The sequence below is a fragment of the Propionivibrio sp. genome (assembly GCF_029255185.1).
GTDB lineage: Bacteria > Pseudomonadota > Gammaproteobacteria > Burkholderiales > Rhodocyclaceae > Propionivibrio.
This window is the reverse complement of sequence record NZ_JAPUVO010000049.1, coordinates 1-17,903: the sequence shown is the minus strand read 5'-3', so window position 1 is coordinate 17,903 and position 17,903 is coordinate 1. Positions and strand designations below refer to the sequence as shown.

General features: G+C 56.8%; 18 protein-coding genes and 1 pseudogene. 8 read left to right on the top strand and 11 right to left on the bottom strand.

What is annotated here, in order from left to right; all coding sequences use genetic code 11:
• Positions 1–207 precede the first annotated feature (207 nt).
• From Q1J43_RS01315 to Q1J43_RS01305, 3 genes are read left to right on the top strand one after another with little or no spacing between them, the layout of a single operon-like run.
• Entirely contained in the window at positions 208–1,311 is a 1,104-nt protein-coding gene (locus Q1J43_RS01315; protein WP_301100485.1) for a methyltransferase, read from the top strand.
• A 17-nt stretch (positions 1,312–1,328) separates the two neighbouring features.
• On the top strand, positions 1,329–1,694 hold the full coding sequence (gene arsC, locus Q1J43_RS01310) for an arsenate reductase (glutaredoxin) (protein ID WP_301100484.1): 366 nt from the start codon (positions 1,329–1,331) through the stop codon (positions 1,692–1,694).
• Between the two features lie 8 nt (positions 1,695–1,702).
• The gene (locus Q1J43_RS01305) at positions 1,703–2,491 is read left to right on the top strand and encodes a hypothetical protein (protein WP_301100483.1); all 789 of its coding nucleotides are present in this window, start codon (positions 1,703–1,705) and stop codon (positions 2,489–2,491) included.
• A 37-nt stretch (positions 2,492–2,528) separates the two neighbouring features.
• Here Q1J43_RS01305 and Q1J43_RS01300 read toward each other — a convergent pair whose 3' ends face one another.
• Positions 2,529–2,858: a DHCW motif cupin fold protein gene (locus Q1J43_RS01300; RefSeq protein WP_301100482.1), complete on the bottom strand. Its 330-nt coding sequence runs from the start codon at positions 2,856–2,858 to the stop codon at positions 2,529–2,531.
• A 206-nt stretch (positions 2,859–3,064) separates the two neighbouring features.
• Positions 3,065–3,472: a DUF3135 domain-containing protein gene (locus Q1J43_RS15840; protein ID WP_366141817.1), complete on the bottom strand. Its 408-nt coding sequence runs from the start codon at positions 3,470–3,472 to the stop codon at positions 3,065–3,067.
• Positions 3,473–3,705: 233 nt separating this feature from the next.
• On the opposite strand from Q1J43_RS15840, the gene ggt reads away from it, so the two are divergent.
• Positions 3,706–5,475: a gamma-glutamyltransferase gene (ggt, locus tag Q1J43_RS01290; RefSeq protein ID WP_301100480.1), complete on the top strand. Its 1,770-nt coding sequence runs from the start codon at positions 3,706–3,708 to the stop codon at positions 5,473–5,475.
• Positions 5,476–5,559: 84 nt separating this feature from the next.
• Here the strand turns inward: ggt and Q1J43_RS01285 are convergent, their stop codons facing one another.
• Together Q1J43_RS01285 and Q1J43_RS01280 are read right to left on the bottom strand one after the other, a co-directional pair.
• Complete coding sequence (locus tag Q1J43_RS01285) at positions 5,560–5,757, bottom strand: hypothetical protein (protein ID WP_301100479.1); 198 nt, start codon at positions 5,755–5,757, stop codon at positions 5,560–5,562.
• Positions 5,758–5,770: 13 nt separating this feature from the next.
• Positions 5,771–5,932, bottom strand: coding sequence for a hypothetical protein (locus Q1J43_RS01280; RefSeq protein WP_301100478.1), 162 nt, complete (start codon positions 5,930–5,932; stop codon positions 5,771–5,773).
• A 96-nt stretch (positions 5,933–6,028) separates the two neighbouring features.
• Between Q1J43_RS01280 and Q1J43_RS01275 the strand changes: the two genes are divergently transcribed.
• The 3 genes from Q1J43_RS01275 to Q1J43_RS01265 all read left to right on the top strand — a co-directional run bounded on the left by Q1J43_RS01275 (position 6,029) and on the right by Q1J43_RS01265 (position 7,158).
• Positions 6,029–6,355, top strand: a complete 327-nt coding sequence (locus tag Q1J43_RS01275; protein WP_301100477.1) for a type II toxin-antitoxin system RelE/ParE family toxin — start codon at positions 6,029–6,031, stop codon at positions 6,353–6,355.
• Positions 6,348–6,665: a helix-turn-helix transcriptional regulator gene (locus Q1J43_RS01270; RefSeq protein ID WP_301100476.1), complete on the top strand. Its 318-nt coding sequence runs from the start codon at positions 6,348–6,350 to the stop codon at positions 6,663–6,665. Before Q1J43_RS01275 ends, Q1J43_RS01270 begins: the two co-directional genes overlap by 8 nt.
• A 118-nt stretch (positions 6,666–6,783) precedes the next feature.
• Positions 6,784–7,158 carry a DUF2442 domain-containing protein gene (locus tag Q1J43_RS01265; RefSeq protein WP_301100475.1) on the top strand — a complete coding sequence of 125 codons (375 nt, stop codon included), beginning with the start codon at positions 6,784–6,786 and terminating at the stop codon, positions 7,156–7,158.
• 229 nt (positions 7,159–7,387) lie between these two features.
• Here Q1J43_RS01265 and Q1J43_RS01260 read toward each other — a convergent pair whose 3' ends face one another.
• The 5 genes from Q1J43_RS01260 to Q1J43_RS01240 all read right to left on the bottom strand — a co-directional run bounded on the left by Q1J43_RS01260 (position 7,388) and on the right by Q1J43_RS01240 (position 13,811).
• Positions 7,388–9,013: a GMC family oxidoreductase gene (locus Q1J43_RS01260; protein ID WP_301100474.1), complete on the bottom strand. Its 1,626-nt coding sequence runs from the start codon at positions 9,011–9,013 to the stop codon at positions 7,388–7,390.
• Positions 9,010–9,279 (bottom strand): hypothetical protein, encoded by a 270-nt coding sequence (locus Q1J43_RS01255; RefSeq protein ID WP_301100473.1) that lies wholly within the window; start codon positions 9,277–9,279, stop codon positions 9,010–9,012. The genes Q1J43_RS01260 and Q1J43_RS01255 overlap by 4 nt, the downstream gene beginning before the upstream one ends.
• A 23-nt stretch (positions 9,280–9,302) precedes the next feature.
• A complete protein-coding gene (locus Q1J43_RS01250; RefSeq protein ID WP_301100472.1) occupies positions 9,303–10,124 on the bottom strand; it encodes a class I SAM-dependent methyltransferase in 822 nt (273 codons plus the stop codon).
• Between the two features lie 151 nt (positions 10,125–10,275).
• A complete protein-coding gene (locus tag Q1J43_RS01245; RefSeq protein WP_301100471.1) occupies positions 10,276–10,995 on the bottom strand; it encodes a class I SAM-dependent methyltransferase in 720 nt (239 codons plus the stop codon).
• A gap of 11 nt (positions 10,996–11,006) precedes the next feature.
• Positions 11,007–13,811, bottom strand: coding sequence for a valine--tRNA ligase (locus Q1J43_RS01240; RefSeq protein WP_301100470.1), 2,805 nt, complete (start codon positions 13,809–13,811; stop codon positions 11,007–11,009).
• 135 nt (positions 13,812–13,946) lie between these two features.
• Between Q1J43_RS01240 and Q1J43_RS01235 the strand changes: the two genes are divergently transcribed.
• Positions 13,947–14,192, top strand: coding sequence for a hypothetical protein (locus Q1J43_RS01235; protein ID WP_301100469.1), 246 nt, complete (start codon positions 13,947–13,949; stop codon positions 14,190–14,192).
• A gap of 236 nt (positions 14,193–14,428) precedes the next feature.
• Here Q1J43_RS01235 and Q1J43_RS01230 read toward each other — a convergent pair whose 3' ends face one another.
• Both Q1J43_RS01230 and Q1J43_RS01225 read right to left on the bottom strand, forming a co-directional pair.
• On the bottom strand, positions 14,429–17,617 hold the full coding sequence (locus Q1J43_RS01230; RefSeq protein WP_301100468.1) for an EAL domain-containing protein: 3,189 nt from the start codon (positions 17,615–17,617) through the stop codon (positions 14,429–14,431).
• Between the two features lie 161 nt (positions 17,618–17,778).
• A pseudogene (locus tag Q1J43_RS01225) lies at positions 17,779–17,903 on the bottom strand (ISAs1 family transposase); the annotation flags it as partial.

The following is a 17,903-nucleotide window of genomic DNA, read 5'->3' as shown; positions in this document are numbered from 1 at the left end:
TCCGCTCAGCACGGCCCAACACCTCGCACAGATGCTCAAGATAGCGCTCAAACTCGGCCTCGTTTCCCATTACTTCCTCCTGCCAACATGGAATACCTCCTTATCGGCAGGATTTGAGATAACTTAACACAGTAAGACTAGATGTACAATGCGTCGGTGTATCGGTGTCGCGCATAACACTGTTGATCGATCAAAGGAGAAACCACCATGAACAAGGCCTTCTTCCGCTTCTTTTGCTTTCTGGAACGACTGTGGCGCGTTCACATTGTGGACGGCTTGATCCTTCGCTCATCAATTAAACAGTTCTACCAGGTCGCCGCGGGACACATTCTTTTCCAATCGCTGGCTGCCGCAGTGGAGTTGGATCTCTTTACGATCCTCGACCGCGAAGGGGCGCAGACCTTGCCCCAGCTTGCTCTGCGTCTGGGGTTGGAGGAACAGCCTTGCCGGGTTCTGCTGCAGGGCCTTCTGGCCTCGGGTGTCGTAAAGAAGCGCAGGGGGCGTTATGCCAACACGATAATGTCGCGCATCGCTTTTGCGGGTGAAGGCCCAAAGAAGATGAAAGCCGCGATTATGTGGCAGAAACACATTGTCTACAGGCCGATGGCCCGGCTGCTGGAATCGATCCGGGAATACAGGAACTGCGGATTAGAGGAGATTCCGGGACAAGGGGAGACGCTGTACGAACGAATTTCCGCTCATCCCCGTCTGGAAAAAATATTTCAGGACTCCATGCAGGAGATTTCTGTCCAAGCCAACGATCTTTTAGCGCGCTATGTCGATTTCTCAGACGCGCATCGAGTGGTTGATGTCGGAGGTGGCAACGGGACCAACCTTCTGGCCATCCTCCAGCGGCACCCTCATCTGGAGGGACGGGTCTTCGACCTCCCCAGCGTCTGCGAAAGGGCGCGGGCGCATTTCCAGAGCGATAATCCTTCGGCCAAATTGGAGGCGATCGAAGGCAATATGCTTCAGGATGAGTTTCCGGAAGGGGCGGATGTCTTTATGTTCTGCCACCTGCTCTGCATCTGGTCCAAGGCGGAAAACCTGAAGCTTCTCAAGAAGGCACACGACAAGCTTCCCGTCGGGGGCCGCGCAATTGTTTTCGATATCATGGAGCGAGACACCCAGGATGGACCTTTGGCCGCCGCCATGGGATCGCCGTATTTCCTTGGCCTGGCCACCGGCACCGGGATGATCTATTCCGAGGAAGAATATGAGGGCCTGTGCCGCGAAGCGGGGTTCACGGAGGTGCGCCGGGTCCGCCTTCCCCGCGGCCACACCGCCATTATTGCGACGAAGGAGATATGATCTCGGAGCATGGTGCCATGCGTAAGAATAGTGTCGTGATCTACCACAATCCCCGCTGTTCGAAGAGCCGTTCAGCCTGCGAGCTGATTGTCGCACGCGGCATTAACGCCGAGGTGATCGACTATCAGGCTACACCGCCGAGCAGGGAGGAACTGCGGGGCCTGCTCAAGAAACTCGGCATGAAGCCGGCAGAGCTCGTTCGCCGTGGCGAGGAGGCGTTTGCGGCGCACTATGCCGGCAAGGTGCTGAGCGACGATGGCTGGTTGGATGCGCTGGTCGCCCATCCGATCCTGATCGAGCGGCCGATCGTGGTACGCGGCGAAAAGGCAGTAATCGGTCGTCCGCCGGAGAAGGTGCTGGACTTGCTCGACGCCGACGAGTGAACGAAGTCATGCGGCGAATCCTGATCCTGCTGTTTACCCTAGTCTGCTGCGGTGGACTCAATGCTCAACAGGTCAAGGTCGGCGAGGTGCAGCGGGTCGCCACCCGCGACGGTGTGAGCGTGCCGATTTATGCCTATTGGAACGATGTGGCGCTTGCCACTGTAGTCCTCTTTTCGGGCGGCGCCGGGGGGTACGGCATGATCGCGGAAGATGGTTGGCCGAACGGTGGCAACTTCCTGATTCGCACCGGCAAGCACTGGGCCAGCCACCCGTTCAACGTCGTCATGGTCGGTCGCCCGAGCGACGGCATCGACCTTGCTCTCGGCGGCGTGCGCACAGACGACAAGCACGCTGCCGACAATGTGGCAACTTTCAAGGCCATCAAGCTTAAATCCCCGGCACCGATCTGGGTGGTCGGCACCAGCATGGGGACGATTTCGGCCGCTGCCGCCGCCATTCGGGATCAGGAGAACCTCATTGCCGGCGTCGTGCTGACCTCCTCGATCGTGGCCTACAGGGTTTCTGGAGCGGTAGCGACGCAGGAGCTCGAAAAAATCCGCGTGCCGACGCTGGTCTTGCATCACCAGGACGACGCCTGCTGGGCCTGCCGTCCGCACGAGGTTAAAAACATGGCGGGCCGGCTGAAAAACGCGCCGATCAGGAAGACCATCTTCGTCAGCGGCGGCCAGGGCGCAACGGGCGACCCCTGCACACCGCTGCACCACCACGGCTTCGTCGGCATGCAGAACGAAGCCGTTGACCTCGTCGCGGCCTGGATACTCAGTCCGACGGAATAGTCAGCTCACTCGCTGGCGTGGCTATCGGAGGCTGGACTCAATCAATAATGAATAGTCGGGCTCCCGTTGTTGTGCGGGAGCGATGAGGTTCTGCGTTGTCCGCGACCTGATAGCTCATTCCCGGTTTGAGTGTAAACAGTCGGCCGTCTTCAAGTTCGGTGTGCAACTCACCTTCAAGGCACAGCAGGATGTGGCCTTTGACGCACCAGTGGTCAGCAAGATAACCCGGTGTGTACTCGACCATGCGCACCCGGATGTCGCCAAAATTCAGGGTTCTCCAGTAGGCCATCCCGGTCGCACCTTGGTGCTCGGTTGGCACAATCTGCGACCAGTCGGTGGTGCCGAAGGGGATGTTTGACATTTGCATACACGTTCCTTTGCCAGTAAATGACTAATCCAGCCAGCTTGCCGGCGCGACAAGCACGGCAGGCAGGATTAATTTGTTCTAACCATCCATCGTTATTCCGGCGCAGACGACCGCAGGAAGTGCAGAGTCAGGAATGACAGTAAATCAATGGGTTAGCGATAGAACAAATTTACCCTGGATGCCTATCTGAGCAAGGCCACGGATGCTCAGGATCGGCCAGGGGGATGGACTTTAGTCAGGCGCGATTGAAACTGGATAATCTGTGCGCTGTGCCCCGACGAAGCGTTCAGGGCATTCAGGGTTTCGGGAGACGGGAGAGGGAGACTGGGGGTCTGCGCAAGGAAGTCTTGCAAGCCATCATTCATCTGATGGAAACTATCCCACATCAGAGCATGGATTTTAATGGTCGCACCCAATGGCGCACGCGATCGCCGCCGGATACCGTCGATGCGAAACTGGAGCTGGCGCAAACGACGCCGGACCGTTTCCGGCAAGTTATTGATGTGGCTCTCGATCAGTTCGAGCCGCAAGGCTTCGAATGACTGGGGGTTGTCACGTGCAAGGCACGAGAGCACGTCGTGGCTGGGAAGTATCGCGGCGAGTTGTTTGCGCATCAGCTTCGCTCCCATCTTACGGATCCTGCATCCTGGTCTCAGCGCTCAATAAACGCTGAACGGGGTACTCACCGACAGTGAACACCATACTGAAGGTAGACGGTCCTATAAGCATTCAGTTCCGGTCATTCGCAATACGCTATGCTTACTGCTCGCGGACCATCTTCCCGGTGGCCGCCATCGGATCAATCTATATGCCGGCACTCCATCTTTTAAATGACAAGGAGAAGCGCATGACCCAAAACAACTGTATGCAGCGTCTTGCCCTGTCAGCGCTCATGCTGTCCTTGATCGGTAATCTGCACGCCGCATCGCTACCGGCGGTTGAGGCCAGCAACGCGATGGTCGTGAGCTCGCAGCACTTGGCGTCAAAGGTCGGTGTGGACATCCTGAAAATGGGGGGGAATGCCGTCGACGCGGCGGTCGCTGTCGGTTATGCCCAGGCTGTTGTCAATCCGTGCTGCGGCAATATTGGCGGCGGTGGGTTCATGACCATCCATCTCGCCGATGGCCGTGACACCTTCATCAACTTTCGTGAAAAAGCACCGGCTGCCGCCAGCGCCACGATGTACCTCGATGCCTCGGGTAACGTCATCAAAAATTCCAGCCTGCACGGCTATTTGGCTGTCGGCGTGCCGGGCACGGTACTCGGGCTTGACACCGCGCAGCGTCGATACGGCAAGCTGACCCGAGCGCAAGTCATGAGACCGGCGATCAAACTGGCACGCGAAGGTTTCATTCTGAATCGGGGTGACACTGACATTCTCGACACGAGCATCGCGCTTTTCAAAAATGATCCCGAAGCCGCCCGAATCTTCCTGCGCCGCGACGGCTCACCCCTACAGCCGGGTGATCGGCTGGTGCAGAAGGATCTCGCCAGAACACTCGCCGCAATCTCGCGCAATGGCCCGGATGCCTTCTACAAAGGCACAATTCCGGTCGCCGTCGAGAGCGCCGCCAAGAACGGCGGCGGAATCATAAACGCTGCCGATTTTGCCGACTACCGGATCAGCGAGACGACTCCGGTGCGCTGCGATTATCGCGGCTACGTCTTTCTGTCGGCGCCGCCACCAAGCTCGGGCGGCGCCACCCTGTGCCAGATCCTCAACACGCTTGAGGGGTATGACATGAAGGCGCTCGGTTTCAACTCGGCCGCTTCGATTCACCTGATGGCCGAAGCCATGCGCCACGCTTTCATGGACCGCAACACCTTTCTTGGCGATCCGGAATTTGTCAGCAATCCGCTTGAGCGGCTGCTCTCCAAATCCTACGCCGCGTCCATTCGCGAGAAGATCAGCGCTGACCGGGCCACCCCCTCGGCTGATGTGCAGCCCGGCATGGCGCCGCACGAGAAGCCTGAAACCACACACTACTCGATCGTCGACAAATTCGGCAACGCGGTGTCCACCACCTACACCATCAACGGCCGCTTCGGCGCCGTAGTAATCGCTCCGGGCACCGGCTTCTTCCTCAACAACGAGATGGACGATTTTACCGTCAAGCTTGGCGTGAAAAATCTGTACGGTCTGGTGCAAGGTGCCACCAATTCCATCGCCCCGGGCAAACAACCCCTGTCGTCGATGTCGCCGACCCTGATAACCCGAGATGGCAAGATCTTCATGGTGCTCGGCTCCCCTGGCGGATCACGCATCATCACCATTACCCTGGAAACGGCCTTGAACGTGATCGATCATGGCATGACGCCTCAGGAAGCGGTCGATGCCCCGCGTGTGCATCAGCAATGGCTGCCGGACGAGGTGTATTACGAAACCCGCGGCCTCTCGGCAGATACCCTGAAGATCCTGCGCGACATGGGTTACAAGATGACCGAACAAACGCCCTGGGGCGCCGCCGAACTGATCATGATCGGCGTTCCCGGCGCGGCCGGCGTGCTTGCCGCCAGCTCCGGGAACGATGGCAGCGTGTCGGGCAGGGTTCGTCCCGGGTTTTATTACGGCGCCAACGATGGGCGTCGGCCCGCCGGTGCAGCTATGGGGTATTGAACGACAAACGTCTTGCAAGGCTTGAGTCGTTGCCACAACAGGGCGTGGCGAATTTGCGCACGCTGCGGTTCATCGCCCCAGCCCTCATTGCAGCACCACCAGCGGGGTGTCCTCAAGCCACAGGCATTCGGTCTGGATGACGCCGTGGGTGGCGCCGGTCAGTCGGCTGCGGGAGTCGTAGGCGTAGTGGAGGGTGCTGGTCACGATGCCAGCAGTACGTTCGTCGAGTTGACTCAGGCGGCCTTTGCCGTTGGCACCTTGTGGAGCCCAGTTCCCTGTCATTGCCATTGGATCCTTATCCCCTCATGCCCGTGCCATACAGCAACTGGGCAAGCAAGGGCACACCGCTCATACGCTCCAGCACAGCCGCCACCTCTTGCCGCGTCAACACCACTGGCAAACGCTGCGGCGTCTTGGCGCGCACCACGCCATCTAGCCACGGCAAGTTGATGTTCAAGGCGACAGCTGTGCGATCAGCGACAGAAGATGCTCTCGTGATACTTTTGGGGTGGCACGCATTGATTCATGTTCGCGTATTTGCTAACATGTGTCCATGTCCTTCGAGATCGAGTACTTCCACGAGCGGGTGCTACACGACATTGAATCGTGGCCCGTGGATGTCCTCGCCGACTACGTACGCTTGGTCGAACTGCTTTTTGAACATGGACCGAGTCTCAGGCTTCCGCACTCGCGTGCTTTCGGTGACGGGCTGTTTGAGCTTCGGCCTCGTGGTCGTTCCGGCATTGGTAGAGCGTTTTACTGTTTTCTCGTTGGCAAACGGGTTGTCGTCCTGCATGCCTTCATCAAGAAGTCTCAGGAAACACCCGACCGAGAACTGAAGTTGGCGCGAAAGCGCATGAAGGAGGTTTCAAATGGCTGAACTGAAGTTCAAGCCCGTCCGCCATTCGCACAAGGAATTCCTGGCTAAGGCAGCAACCCGCAAGGGGTTCATCGAAGCCTATGACGCCCTTGCCCTTGAGTACCAGGTTGCCGGCCAAATGCTCAAGGCGCGGTCTCGTGCCGGCCTGACGCAAGACGCCGTTGCGGAACGGATGGGAACAACCAAGAGTGCGGTTTCGAGGCTCGAGTCTGCTGGAAAGCATGCCCCGTCGCTCGCAACGCTCAAACGCTACGCGCAAGCTGTTGGCTGTGAGCTTCAAGTGAAGCTTGTGCGGCAGAAGGCGGCATGACGCCCAACCCGGCAGTCCACACGGACGCTGCGCGATAAAACCGCGCAGCGCCCCTGACCTTTGAATGTTGGGCACCGAGTCGTTTCCTTGATGAGACTTAGCGCGTATTATTTTGCCCATGAGTCCAACCGTTTTTCGTGAAGGCGGCTTCCGTTTCTATTTCTTCTCGCGCGAGGAAACGAGAATGTACGTGCATGTTCAAACCCAAAATGGCGAGGCCAAATTCTGCGTTGAAGTTACCAACATCTCCCAGCACGGCTTTTGGCTGTTGTTGGAAGATGAGGAACTTTTTCTTCCGTTTGCTGAGTTCCCCTGGTTTAGAGACGTTGCGGTTGGAAAAATATTGCATGTAGAGCTTCCTTCTTACAGTCACCTCTACTGGCCCGAGTTGGATGTCGACTTGGCTGTTGAATCTATTCGTCATCCCGAGCAGTTTCCACTGGTCAGCAAGGTCAGTGCCCAACCCGGCAGTCAACCGGACGCTGCGCGATGAGGCCGCGCAGCGCCAGTGACCTCATCTAAATACGCCGAGAGGGGACGCCTCAGACAGCTATGCACGCTGGGAAGAAACGGCGAGCAGCCTGCTTTCAGAGCTCATTCAGTAAATTTATATGAAAGGTTATGCAGGGACGTAAATCGGCGGGATGTCCATTATTTCTTCGCATGGCCGAGGCTGGTTTTTGCCTGTTTGGTTACGGCTCGTCCGGCTTAGGATTATTGCTTCAGCGATATGTCTCGACCAAGTGCTCACCCAAACGATGGGCCAGCGCCATGATGGTCAAGGAGGGGTGCTTTTCATTGAGAGCTGGGACTACACTGCCGTCGCAAACATAAAGATTCGTGGCGCCAAAGACCTTTAAGTTTTTGTCCACCACGCCTCGGTCCGCGTTTGGCGCCATGCGGCAGGTGCCTACGTAATGCACCCCGGTTCCTGGCGGTGACGGAATCAAATTGGCTACGTAACCGCTTGCATTCCTCAGCATCTTGCGCGCCAGTGCGGCCAGCATCAAGGTGTATTCGATCTCTCTTTCCGCCATCTCGTATTGAATTTGCACGAGGCGCTGGGCAAAGCGATCAACGCTTTTGGCTAAGACGACTCGGTTTTCGCGCCGGGGTATGGCCGGGGCAAAGAACATCAAGGCCACCGTGCTTTTATAGATTTGCCGGGCAATAGTTTCGCGAAGGAAGTGCGGCATGGACTGTAGTTCAGTCAAATAGTATGGAATCTGCGCGTAGGTGGACCAATAAAACTGCCCAACGAATTGAACGGGGCGGCCTTGAGCGTTGATGTGACCACCAAGCATGACATGGTCACCATACCCTTTATCCGCAGTCAAGGGCTTGAACCACAGGCGAAAAAGGCTCGTTGCTACGGCGGTGCGCGGACTATCTTGGAGGTAGAGGCCAACCTGCTCGGTCCTCTCAGGGGAGAGAGAATTCAGTATAATCCTCGGCGATTCGATCGCCCCTGTACACAAAATAACAACGTCTGCTTGAATGCTGATGACATCGCCGCTCTGCTCGTCGATTGCGACGATTTCCGAAACGGAGAAACTTCCGGAATCGTCACTAACGGCGCTGTGAGCAATTTTCGTAACTCGGGCATGGTTGAGCAGACGAAAATTCTGCCGGTTTTGGATCTGCGGCAACAAATGCGTTGAGAACTTATAGACGCTCCCAGATCGGCAGCCCCGATTGCAACTTCCGCACGAAACGCATTGCTGCGCAGACTCCGCACGCAAGTCGACAGCTTTTCGGGTCGCGAGACAGAATAGATCCGGCCCGAATAACTTTGCGTTGCCATCGAGGAAAACGCGATCAGGATACCGTTGGCCTCGGGGTGGAAGGAACGAACCGTCCGGAAATTGATTCAGACGATCATGTTCGCCGATCACGTGCGCAAGCGTCTCAACTGCAGCATAGTGGGGCGCCAGGTCGGTGTAGGCAATAGGCCATTCGCATTCTTTGTTGTACGAGTTGCGGTTGGCGAAGTCGTCTTCTGAATATCGAAGACAAACACCGTTCCAAAGATTTTGCAAACCGTTCACATGATGAATCTGGCAATGGTCAAATTCTCCCCGCCCGGCCGGGGTTGAGCTCTTGTCTGCGGTATTCGCGACGAGTGGATGCGTCAGTGAAATCTCGGCTTTTGCCGGAAATCGCGTGTTCTGACGAATTCCGAAATGACCCTGCTGTTCGGGACTCATTTCGTTCTGGAATTCAGATTGTTCTGGAAGCGACCCCGAATTGATGACCAGGACATGTTCACCAGCCATGGCCAGGCGATAGGCGAGCATGCCGCCTCCGGCTCCAGTTCCGATGACGCAGAATTTAGCGCGCAGTGTCATGGTCGTTTCCCAACTGATCGCGCAAATGCATCACTGGCAAAATAAAGGTGTTCAAAAAAACTTCGTAAAATGCGTAGCTGCTCTTTGGTAAAGACTTTCTCAACCGCCACATTCGGGGCTGCCTGCTGGCGCCAAGTATCCCAGAGTGGGCGTAACTGATCGTTACTTTCCATAAGATCGGGGATACGGTGGGCCAACGGTTCAATGCGCAGCGCGTAAGAAGATGCCTGGCTAAGTCGTCTGGCGAGCGAAATAATATCAGTCATCAACGACATCTCCGTGGCATTTGTCATGCGCCTCGAATCGGCAAAGGCGCAAGAATCATCATCATCTGACTTTCTTTCTTTGGGGCAAGAAAGTAGCCGAAGAAAAATTCCAGGATCAGCGATGGATGCTTCAGGAAAAGACTGGCGGGAGGCGGTTCAAACAACGCATCGAAATCGTTACCCCTGAACCGCACAAAAGCTTCGATGAATGACCAGGACGTCCCAGGCTGCCAGGAATCAACAAAATACCTGGCGTAGAACGCGACGGGTTCCAGACCTTCTTTCCGGCCAAGATCCACCAGCCCCTGTCGGCTCAGAATATGTCGATGATAGGGCACATGAAGTTCGTGAATGAAATCCTCGGCACTCTCCAGGATAATGCCGTCGGCATTTGGTGTTTGAATGCACAAACGGCCAGCAGGATTTAAAAAGTTCAGCATGAGACCGATAAACGCCCTCGGCTCTTCAACATGCTCGATGACATCGATGGCAATCACCCAGTCGTATTTCTCCTGGAGAACACCCGGATCATTAAATCGCATCGCATACGGGTCGTAGCCGACGATCTGGGTGTAGCCACGCTCTTTGAGAAACTCCAAAAAATGCCCATTGCCACAGCCGTAGTCGAGAATGCGGCATGCTTTTCTCAATCCCGCGCGAACGAGGCGCTCAAGAAAGATCCGGTACCAGGCTCGGCTGAAATAATCGAGCCTGGCATGGTGCATCGGATAGTCTTGGTAATAATCAGCCAGGTTCTCCACCTGCCCTGTATGCAGCGATCGGCAATGACCACAGCGCCACACCAAAAATTTCTGTTCTCGATAGCGCCGAATGTTCGAGCGCACGAGAGTCGTCTCCAACGCAGGACCGCTCTGGCCACAGACCGCACAGGAACCCTGTTTCTCGAACTCCGATGGAGTGCGGGCGTCTGCCGACATTGTGCTAAGTTTCACGCTTTAACCCCCATGCTTTTAGAATATCTGCACAAAGTGCGTTTTACGGCCGTGATTGTGCGCCGCCAGCAGGTTTGACCGCTACAGCATTGAGCAGGGTCTCTTCCCGGTTTTGTGGAACCGGGATGCCTATCCATTCCAGAAAACCAAGATCCGGGCGGCTCCACCACAGATATGGCATTGAAAGCCTCTCGTCAGGCAAATCAAATCCGGCGCTGCGAATGATGGCAAGATACTCTTCAGCCGTTTTCTGTACTTCCATCGGATGGCGAAATAACAGTCTGATCGGCAGTGAGTGGATATAGCGTCGTGTTGATTCGGCAAACAGCAAAATGCCGCCCGGCTTGAGAATACGGAAGAACTCTGCCATCGCGGCGTCCTGCTCGATGATGTGGTGAAATGTCTGATGACAAAACACCAAGTCGAACTCCGCATCAGGCAGTTCCATGCAGGAAGCGTTAGCCGAGTGCAAACGAACCGCGCTTGAACATTCGGTTGCGGCTGCGCCGGCGCGCTCGATCAGACCCGGATCGGCATCCAGACCGATAATGGTATCGGGCGAAAAACGCTTGGCCAATTGGGCAAAAGAGTGGCCAAAACCACAGCCCACATCAAGCACCCGCCGATAACGACGGTTTCCTGACGGCATCAGGCGCTGAAGATCGTCCAGCGCCCGGCAGAGGACGTGGATTTTCCATGTGTCAGACTTCAGAAACCAGTTGCCGAATCGGGTTTCTTCAACGAAAAATGACGATGAGGTCATCGCACTCGTCCTTAGCCGTGTTTCAGTCGCTCAAGTTGTGGCTTGAGCTTGTCGACCGTGTCGGCAAAGTCAGCAAGGCGCTTTCTTTCCTGATCGACAACCGGTGCCGGGGCGCGGGCGACGAAGCTCTCGTTGCAAAGCTTGGCCTGCGCTTTGACGATCTCGCCTTCGAGCCGGTTGATTTCCCTGGTCAGGCGCTCGGTTTCGGCGGCAACATCAACTTCGATCCTGAACATTAGTCGCGTTTCGCCAACTACAGCGCTTGGTGCGTTGGCGTCATCCGGCAGGGTGTCGACGATCTGCATGTCGGAAAGCTTGGCCAATGCCTTGATGTAGGGCGCGAAGCGGGTCAGTGATTCGGTGTTGCCGCTGGCGATCAGCGGGACCCTGAGCGCTGGCGAGAGGCTCATTTCGCCGCGCAGGTTACGGCAGGCGTAGGCCAGATCCTTGAGTTGCTGAACACAAGCTTCGCTGGCTTCGTCGATTTTCTCGGGTTGTGCCTGCGGATAAGCCGCTTGCATTACCGAGTCATGCGTCTTTTTGCCAGCAAGCGGGGCGACGGTTTGCCATAGTTCTTCGCTGATGAAGGGAATCAGCGGGTGCGCCAGGCGTAGTACGGTTTCCAGAACACGAATCAGCGTGCAGCGGGTGGCGCGAGCTTCCTGCTCCGTGCCATTTTGCATCTGCACCTTGGCCAACTCCAGATACCAGTCGCAGAATTCATCCCAGACGAATTCGTAGATTTCGCGCGCCAGCAGATCAAAGCGGTAGTCGGCAAAGTGCTTGGCGATTTCGGCTTCGCTGCGTTGCAGCTCGCTGACGATCCAGCGGTCGGCGAACGAAAAGCCTGGTTCGGACGTGCCGGCGTCTATGCCAAGATCATGGCCGTCGGTATTCATCAGCACGAAACGGGTGGCGTTCCATAGTTTGTTGCAGAAGTTGCGGTAGCCCTCGCAGCGGTGCAGATCGAACTTGATGTCGCGACCGGGGCTGGCTAACGAGAGAAAGGTGAAACGCAGGGCGTCGGTGCCAAAAGCCTGAATGCCCTCCGGGAATTCCTTGCGCGTGCGCTTTTCGATCTTCGGCGCATCGTTTGGATTCATCAGGCCGGTGGTGCGTTTCTTGATCAGTGATTCAAGGTCGATACCATCGATCAGGTCGATCGGGTCGAGCACGTTGCCTTTGGATTTGCTCATTTTTTGGCCTTCCGCGTCACGAATCAGGCCGTGCACGTATACGTGCTTGAACGGAATTTTGCCGGTGATGTGCTTGGTCATCATAACCATCCGGGCAACCCAGAAGAAAATGATGTCGAAGCCGGTGACGAGTACCGTCGACGGCAGATAGAGATCGATCGCCGGATTGGATTGCTGCGGCCACTCGGGCGTCCAGTCGAGCGTCGAGAAGGGCCACAGGGCCGAGGAGTACCAGGTGTCGAGTACGTCCGGATCGCGGGCGAGGGCGCCGCTGTAGCCTGCGCTTTCAGCCTGGGTCCTGGCCTCGACTTCGTCGTGGGCGACGAAGATTTCGCCACCGTCGCCGTACCACGCCGGAATCTGGTGGCCCCACCACAACTGGCGCGAGATGCACCAGTCCTGGATGTTGTTGAGCCACTGGTTGTAGGTGTTGACCCAGTTTTCCGGGACGAACTTGATCTCGCCCGAGGCCACGCAGTCAAGCGCCTTGCCAGCAATGCTGGTGCCATCTGCGCCGGGTTTGGTCATGGCTACGAACCACTGGTCAGTGAGCATTGGTTCAATAACGACGCCTGTGCGGTCGCCGCGCGGCACCTTCAGGGTGTGCTTGTCGACCTTCTCAAGGAAGCCCTGCGCTTCGAGGTCGGCGACAATTTGTTGGCGCGCGTCGAAGCGATCCATGCCCTGGTAGCGGGTCGGTGCGTTGTCGTTGATTTTGGCGTCGAGCGTCAGAATAGCGATGATTGGCAGCTTATGGCGTTGGCCTACGGCGTAGTCGTTGAAGTCGTGCGCCGGGGTGACCTTGACGCAGCCGGTACCGAAGGCGAGGTCGACGTAAGCATCGGCGATGATCGGGATTTCCCGGTCACAGAGCGGGAGTTTTACCGTCTTGCCGAGCAGGTGCTGGTAACGCGGATCGTCCGGATGCACCATCACGGCGGTATCGCCGAGCATGGTTTCCGGTCGGGTGGTGGCGACCGTCAGGCTACCTGAACCATCAGCCAGGGGGTAGCGGATGTGCCACATGAGGCCGTCTTCCTCCTCGCTCACCACTTCAAGGTCGGAAACCGCCGTGTGCAGTACCGGGTCCCAGTTTACCAGGCGCTTGCCGCGATAGATCAAGCCTTCCTTATGTAGGCGAACGAAGGTCTCGGTGACGATTTTCGAGAGGCCGGCATCCATTGTGAAGCGCTCACGCGTCCAGTCTGGTGAGGTGCCCAGGCGGCGCATCTGGCGGGTGATGGTATTGCCCGAGAATTCTTTCCACTCCCAGACTTTTTCAAGAAATTTTTCGCGCCCGAGATCGTGGCGTGAAATTCCCTGTGCGTCGAGCTGGCGTTCAACGACGATCTGCGTCGCGATGCCGGCGTGGTCAGTGCCCGGCTGCCACAGCGTGTTGTCGCCGCGCATGCGATGGTAGCGGGTGAGTGCATCCATGATCGTCTGGTTGAAGCCGTGCCCCATGTGCAACGTACCGGTGACGTTGGGTGGCGGCAGCAGGAGGCAGAAGGCATTGCGGTTTTGCGTATCAAGGCCAGCGGTGAAGTAGCCCTGGGCTTCCCAAGTGGGGTACCAGCGACGTTCGATATCTTCTGGTTCAAAGCTTTTAGCGAGTTCCATAGGGACAGCCGTGGATGATGACGAAGGCCGGCGATTATACCGGATCGCGCCGCTGCTTACGGCAGCGGCTGAAGAGCGAACCACATCGCGCAGAATCCAATGTTCGGATAAACTGTAACAAAAGGGGAAAAAGCCATGAGTGAAAATATTGAAAACCTGATGCTGGAACAGCTTAGAGCCATTCGAGCCGGTCAGGATCGGATTGAATTTGAGGTCAAGGAAGTGAAAACACGTATCAGCCACCTGGAAAACGTGGTACTGGGTAATCGACGTGATTCAGTGGGTGCTCAAGAGGATATTTACCGGCAGCAAACGACCATCGACAAGATGGCCGACCGAATCGACCGGATCGAGAAGCTGCTGCAGAACGTTTCAGCCTAAAAACCAGATCGCCAGAGTGTTGCTCCCCACTGGCGATCTGATGACGCAGGGACGGATTGAAAGGCGGATTGGTCGAGTCGTTGGCCACCGGCTTCGAAAAATCAGGCAGCAAGGATAGTTTATCCGTTGGCGGCAAAGAGTCCGTGGTGGCCAGCTTGACCGGATCAGTTAGCGAGTTCCATAGGGACAGCCGTGGATGATGACGAAGGCCGGCGATGGAACACGAATTGGCACGATCAACGCGTGTCTTGGCTGGCGCAGAGCTGCGGCAGGTCGTCGTGACTGAGTGGGGGATGAGTGTTCCAGGCGACATTGGGGCGCCAAGTTGCAGCCCAGCCCTGGAACTCAGCGGCCGGCATCGGGCACGCTATAGCATAGCCCTGTGCCCGTTCACAGCCCAGTTGCAGCAGCACCGTGCCGTGCTCAATCGTTTCGACTCCTTCGGCAATCGCCTGGAGATTAAAGGCGCTCGATAAGCCGAGAATGCCCTTGAGAATCGCTAGGTCATCTGGGTTGTTCAGCATGTCATGCACGAAACTCTTGTCGATCTTGATATGCTGGACCGACAGGCGTTTGAGGTAGTTCAGGGAAGAATAGCCGGTGCCGAAATCATCCAGTGAAAAACTGACCCCGATTTCATTGCAGTCCTCGATGATCCTGGCTACATGGCTCAGGTCGTCCAGCGCGCTGGTTTCCAACACTTCGAGTTCGAGGTCGAACGGCCGAATGCCTGGATGGGCGGCCAGCAGTTCGCGCAGGCGTAGAGTGAAGCCTGGGTGCTGCAATTGGCGGGCGCCGACGTTGACGCTCACCCTGATATCCAGTCCGGCGGCATGCCACAGCGCTATCTGGGTCAGCGCGCTATCGATCACCCACTCGCCAACCTCAATGGCCAGCGGATGATCCTCGATCACTGGTAGAAACACCGCTGGTGGCAAGAGGCCGCGTTCCGGGTGTTGCCAGCGAAGCAGCGCCTCGGCGCCGATCACTCCCCCCGTTTGCATGTTCACCTTGGGCTGGTAATAGAGAACCAATTCGCGTTCACTCAGGGCGTGGCGAATGTGTTCCAGGCTCGCGTGATGGCCGCGAACGTTGCGATCCTGTTCGGCATCGAAAAAGTGGTAGCGGTTCTTGCCGAACTGCTTGGCCTGATACATGGCCTGGTCAGCCTGGCGTAGCAATTGATCGGCTTCGACTTCTTCGGCCTGCGGGTACGACGTTACGCCGAGGCTGGCCGAAACCTGCAGGACGACCTCACCGAACGTTACCGGATGCGCCGCCGCAGCGAGCAGACGATCGAGCGTCGGTATACAGGCCGTGACATTGACGAGGTCGGTCAGGACGGCGACGAACTCGTCACCACCCATGCGGGCAAGGGTGTCGCCTTCGCGCAGCGCCTGCTTCATGCGATCGGCTATGGCGGTCAGCAAGTGGTCGCCGGTTGCATGACCGTGTCGGTCGTTGATCTGCTTGAAACCATCAAGGTCAAGAAAAACCACGGCCAAACATGTTTCGCGCCGGGGCGCTTGAGCCATGGACTGGTGCAGACGGTCGGTCAGCAACAACCGGTTGGGCAACGCGGTCAGCGCGTCATAGTGGGCGATATACTCAAGCTGTTTTTGCTGCGTCTTGACCATGGTAATGTCCGAGAACAAGGCCACATAATTCCTGACCACCCCTTGGGCATCGCGCACTACGCTGATCGTCTGCATTGACGCGTATATCTCGCCGCTCTTGTGCCGGTTCCAGAGTTCGCCATACCAGTGGCCTTTTCCGATCAGATCACGCCACAGTGCCGAATAAAACGAGGGTTCCTGGCGGCCAGAACTGAGCAGGCGAGGGTTCCGGCCGAGCACCTCATCACGCGGGTAACCGGTGATACGGGAAAATGAGTCATTGACTTCAATGATGGTGCCATCGGTGTCGGTGATCAGGATGCCTTCGCGGGCATGGGTGAAGACGTTGGCGGCGAGCCGGAGCTTCTCTTCGGCCTGCTTGCGCTCGGTGATATCCAGGAATTCCGCCGCCCGGGCAGTGTGCCCTTTGTAGGAAATATCACGGCTGTGAATGCTGATGTGGTAGCGTCTGCCATCCTTGCATAAGCCAACGACATCGTAATATTTCTCTAAACCAGAACGTATATTCTGCGCGACCAATTCACGTGACTCAGGTGCAATAAGCCAGATGCAATCCATGCCGACAAGCTCGTCGATGTCGTAACCAGAAATTTCTGCAAGAGCTTGATTGCAGACCAGAATTACTCCTTTCCGATGGATGAATATGGCGCTGCGAGAGGCCTCATCAAATGCTCGAAATCGTTCTTCGCTTCCGCGCAAATCTGACTCGCGGTGTCTCAGGATTTCCAGCAGGCGGTTGAAACCACCGATCAGTTGGCCGATTTCATCGTCATTGGTGGATAAGGACCGTGGGATCCGACCAGAAGCGGACAGTGCATCGGCTGCAAGCAGCAGCGGGGAAAGCTGGCGCGCCACCGCCCACCAGATCAGCCAGCCTGCGAGAACGGTGAGGACGATGGTCGCCAACAGCATGCGCTGTTGCAACTTTCGAACTGGGGAAAAGGCTTCGGCCGTCGGCAATTCGGCCATCAGGAACCAGCCCGCTACAGGGATTCTGCTGGCCGAGATTAATACCTCGACGCCCTGTGAATTGATGATGATATCCGTCCCCTCCTGACCCGCGATGAATCGATCGATTTTCGGGTTGATGCCAAGTGGAGTGAAGGGTTCCATGACGCGATTCTTGTCGGAGGCAGTGACAATCATCCCGCCCTGTGGCTCGACCAGCAGATAGCCGCCGCTCAGACCATAGCGGCCCGTGCTGAGATGATCAAGGAAGTTGGGCGCGTCGAGCCTGGTCACTCCTGCCAGGATGCCGATCACCTTGCCCTGCGCATCGCTAATCGGCACCGTCATGACAAAAACCGGCGCCAAGGCCCGCTTGCCGATGACCGGCCTACCGATCATCGAGATCCCCTGGCTCAGCGGGGTCGCAATGTAATCCCGATCGATATAGTTGACGCCGAGACGTCGAGCGCTCAAGGGGAAATCAGCAATCGCCGTGCCGTCAAGCCCAGTGGCATAAACTCCGCCGTTGAACAGGGTTTGCAACTCCAGTCTTTGCTCGATCAGCGACTGCATGGCAGCCGGCCCTGACTGCATGGCCCCCACTGATGACCGGGCAACCTTGTTCAGTGCTTCGAGTCGGTCCTCCAGTTCGCGGTTGACCAGTGCGGCGATCATAGAAATCGTCGTAAATTGCTCTTCACCCAACAGCCGCTGCATGTCCTTATACAACATTTGACTGGTGTAAAACGAGAGCGTCCACAGGCTTAGCAGGAAGATGCCAAGCGTGACAAAGGTAATCTTCGTTTTGAGTGATCGCCGCCGAAATCGCGTCCAGTTCATGCACATGTCCACCATCGACAGGATATTCATGTCGACAAAATGATATCGAATCTTCAGTTTCTGAAGTCACGGATTGACTGTAGCAGACTCGCGCCTGGCTGACGGCAAACGAACCGGGGATAACTATATCGCACTCAGGGTGATTAGCCAGGGCAATTGCATCAAATTCCCTTTAACCCGAGGAGACTGGCGCGATAAGCATCGGAAGAAGCGGCGAGAATGCGACGAGTATAGATACCCCCTTTTTTCTTGGAGGTATCGAGGCGGAAAAGATTGAGGACGAGGC

Coding starts and splice junctions, on each gene's coding strand:
- Q1J43_RS01265 (WP_301100475.1), top strand. CDS start 6,784: ATGAGTCCAACCGTTTTTCGTGAAGGCGGCTTCCGTTTCTATTTCTTC.
- ggt (WP_301100480.1), top strand. CDS start 3,706: ATGACCCAAAACAACTGTATGCAGCGTCTTGCCCTGTCAGCGCTCATG.
- Q1J43_RS01255 (WP_301100473.1), bottom strand. CDS start 9,279: ATGACTGATATTATTTCGCTCGCCAGACGACTTAGCCAGGCATCTTCT.
- Q1J43_RS01285 (WP_301100479.1), bottom strand. CDS start 5,757: ATGACAGGGAACTGGGCTCCACAAGGTGCCAACGGCAAAGGCCGCCTG.
- Q1J43_RS01260 (WP_301100474.1), bottom strand. CDS start 9,013: ATGACACTGCGCGCTAAATTCTGCGTCATCGGAACTGGAGCCGGAGGC.
- Q1J43_RS01315 (WP_301100485.1), top strand. CDS start 208: ATGAACAAGGCCTTCTTCCGCTTCTTTTGCTTTCTGGAACGACTGTGG.
- Q1J43_RS01230 (WP_301100468.1), bottom strand. CDS start 17,617: ATGAACTGGACGCGATTTCGGCGGCGATCACTCAAAACGAAGATTACC.
- Q1J43_RS01240 (WP_301100470.1), bottom strand. CDS start 13,811: ATGGAACTCGCTAAAAGCTTTGAACCAGAAGATATCGAACGTCGCTGG.
- arsC (WP_301100484.1), top strand. CDS start 1,329: ATGCGTAAGAATAGTGTCGTGATCTACCACAATCCCCGCTGTTCGAAG.
- Q1J43_RS01275 (WP_301100477.1), top strand. CDS start 6,029: ATGTCCTTCGAGATCGAGTACTTCCACGAGCGGGTGCTACACGACATT.
- Q1J43_RS01245 (WP_301100471.1), bottom strand. CDS start 10,995: ATGACCTCATCGTCATTTTTCGTTGAAGAAACCCGATTCGGCAACTGG.
- Q1J43_RS01305 (WP_301100483.1), top strand. CDS start 1,703: ATGCGGCGAATCCTGATCCTGCTGTTTACCCTAGTCTGCTGCGGTGGA.
- Q1J43_RS01235 (WP_301100469.1), top strand. CDS start 13,947: ATGAGTGAAAATATTGAAAACCTGATGCTGGAACAGCTTAGAGCCATT.
- Q1J43_RS01300 (WP_301100482.1), bottom strand. CDS start 2,858: ATGCAAATGTCAAACATCCCCTTCGGCACCACCGACTGGTCGCAGATT.
- Q1J43_RS15840 (WP_366141817.1), bottom strand. CDS start 3,472: ATGCGCAAACAACTCGCCGCGATACTTCCCAGCCACGACGTGCTCTCG.
- Q1J43_RS01270 (WP_301100476.1), top strand. CDS start 6,348: ATGGCTGAACTGAAGTTCAAGCCCGTCCGCCATTCGCACAAGGAATTC.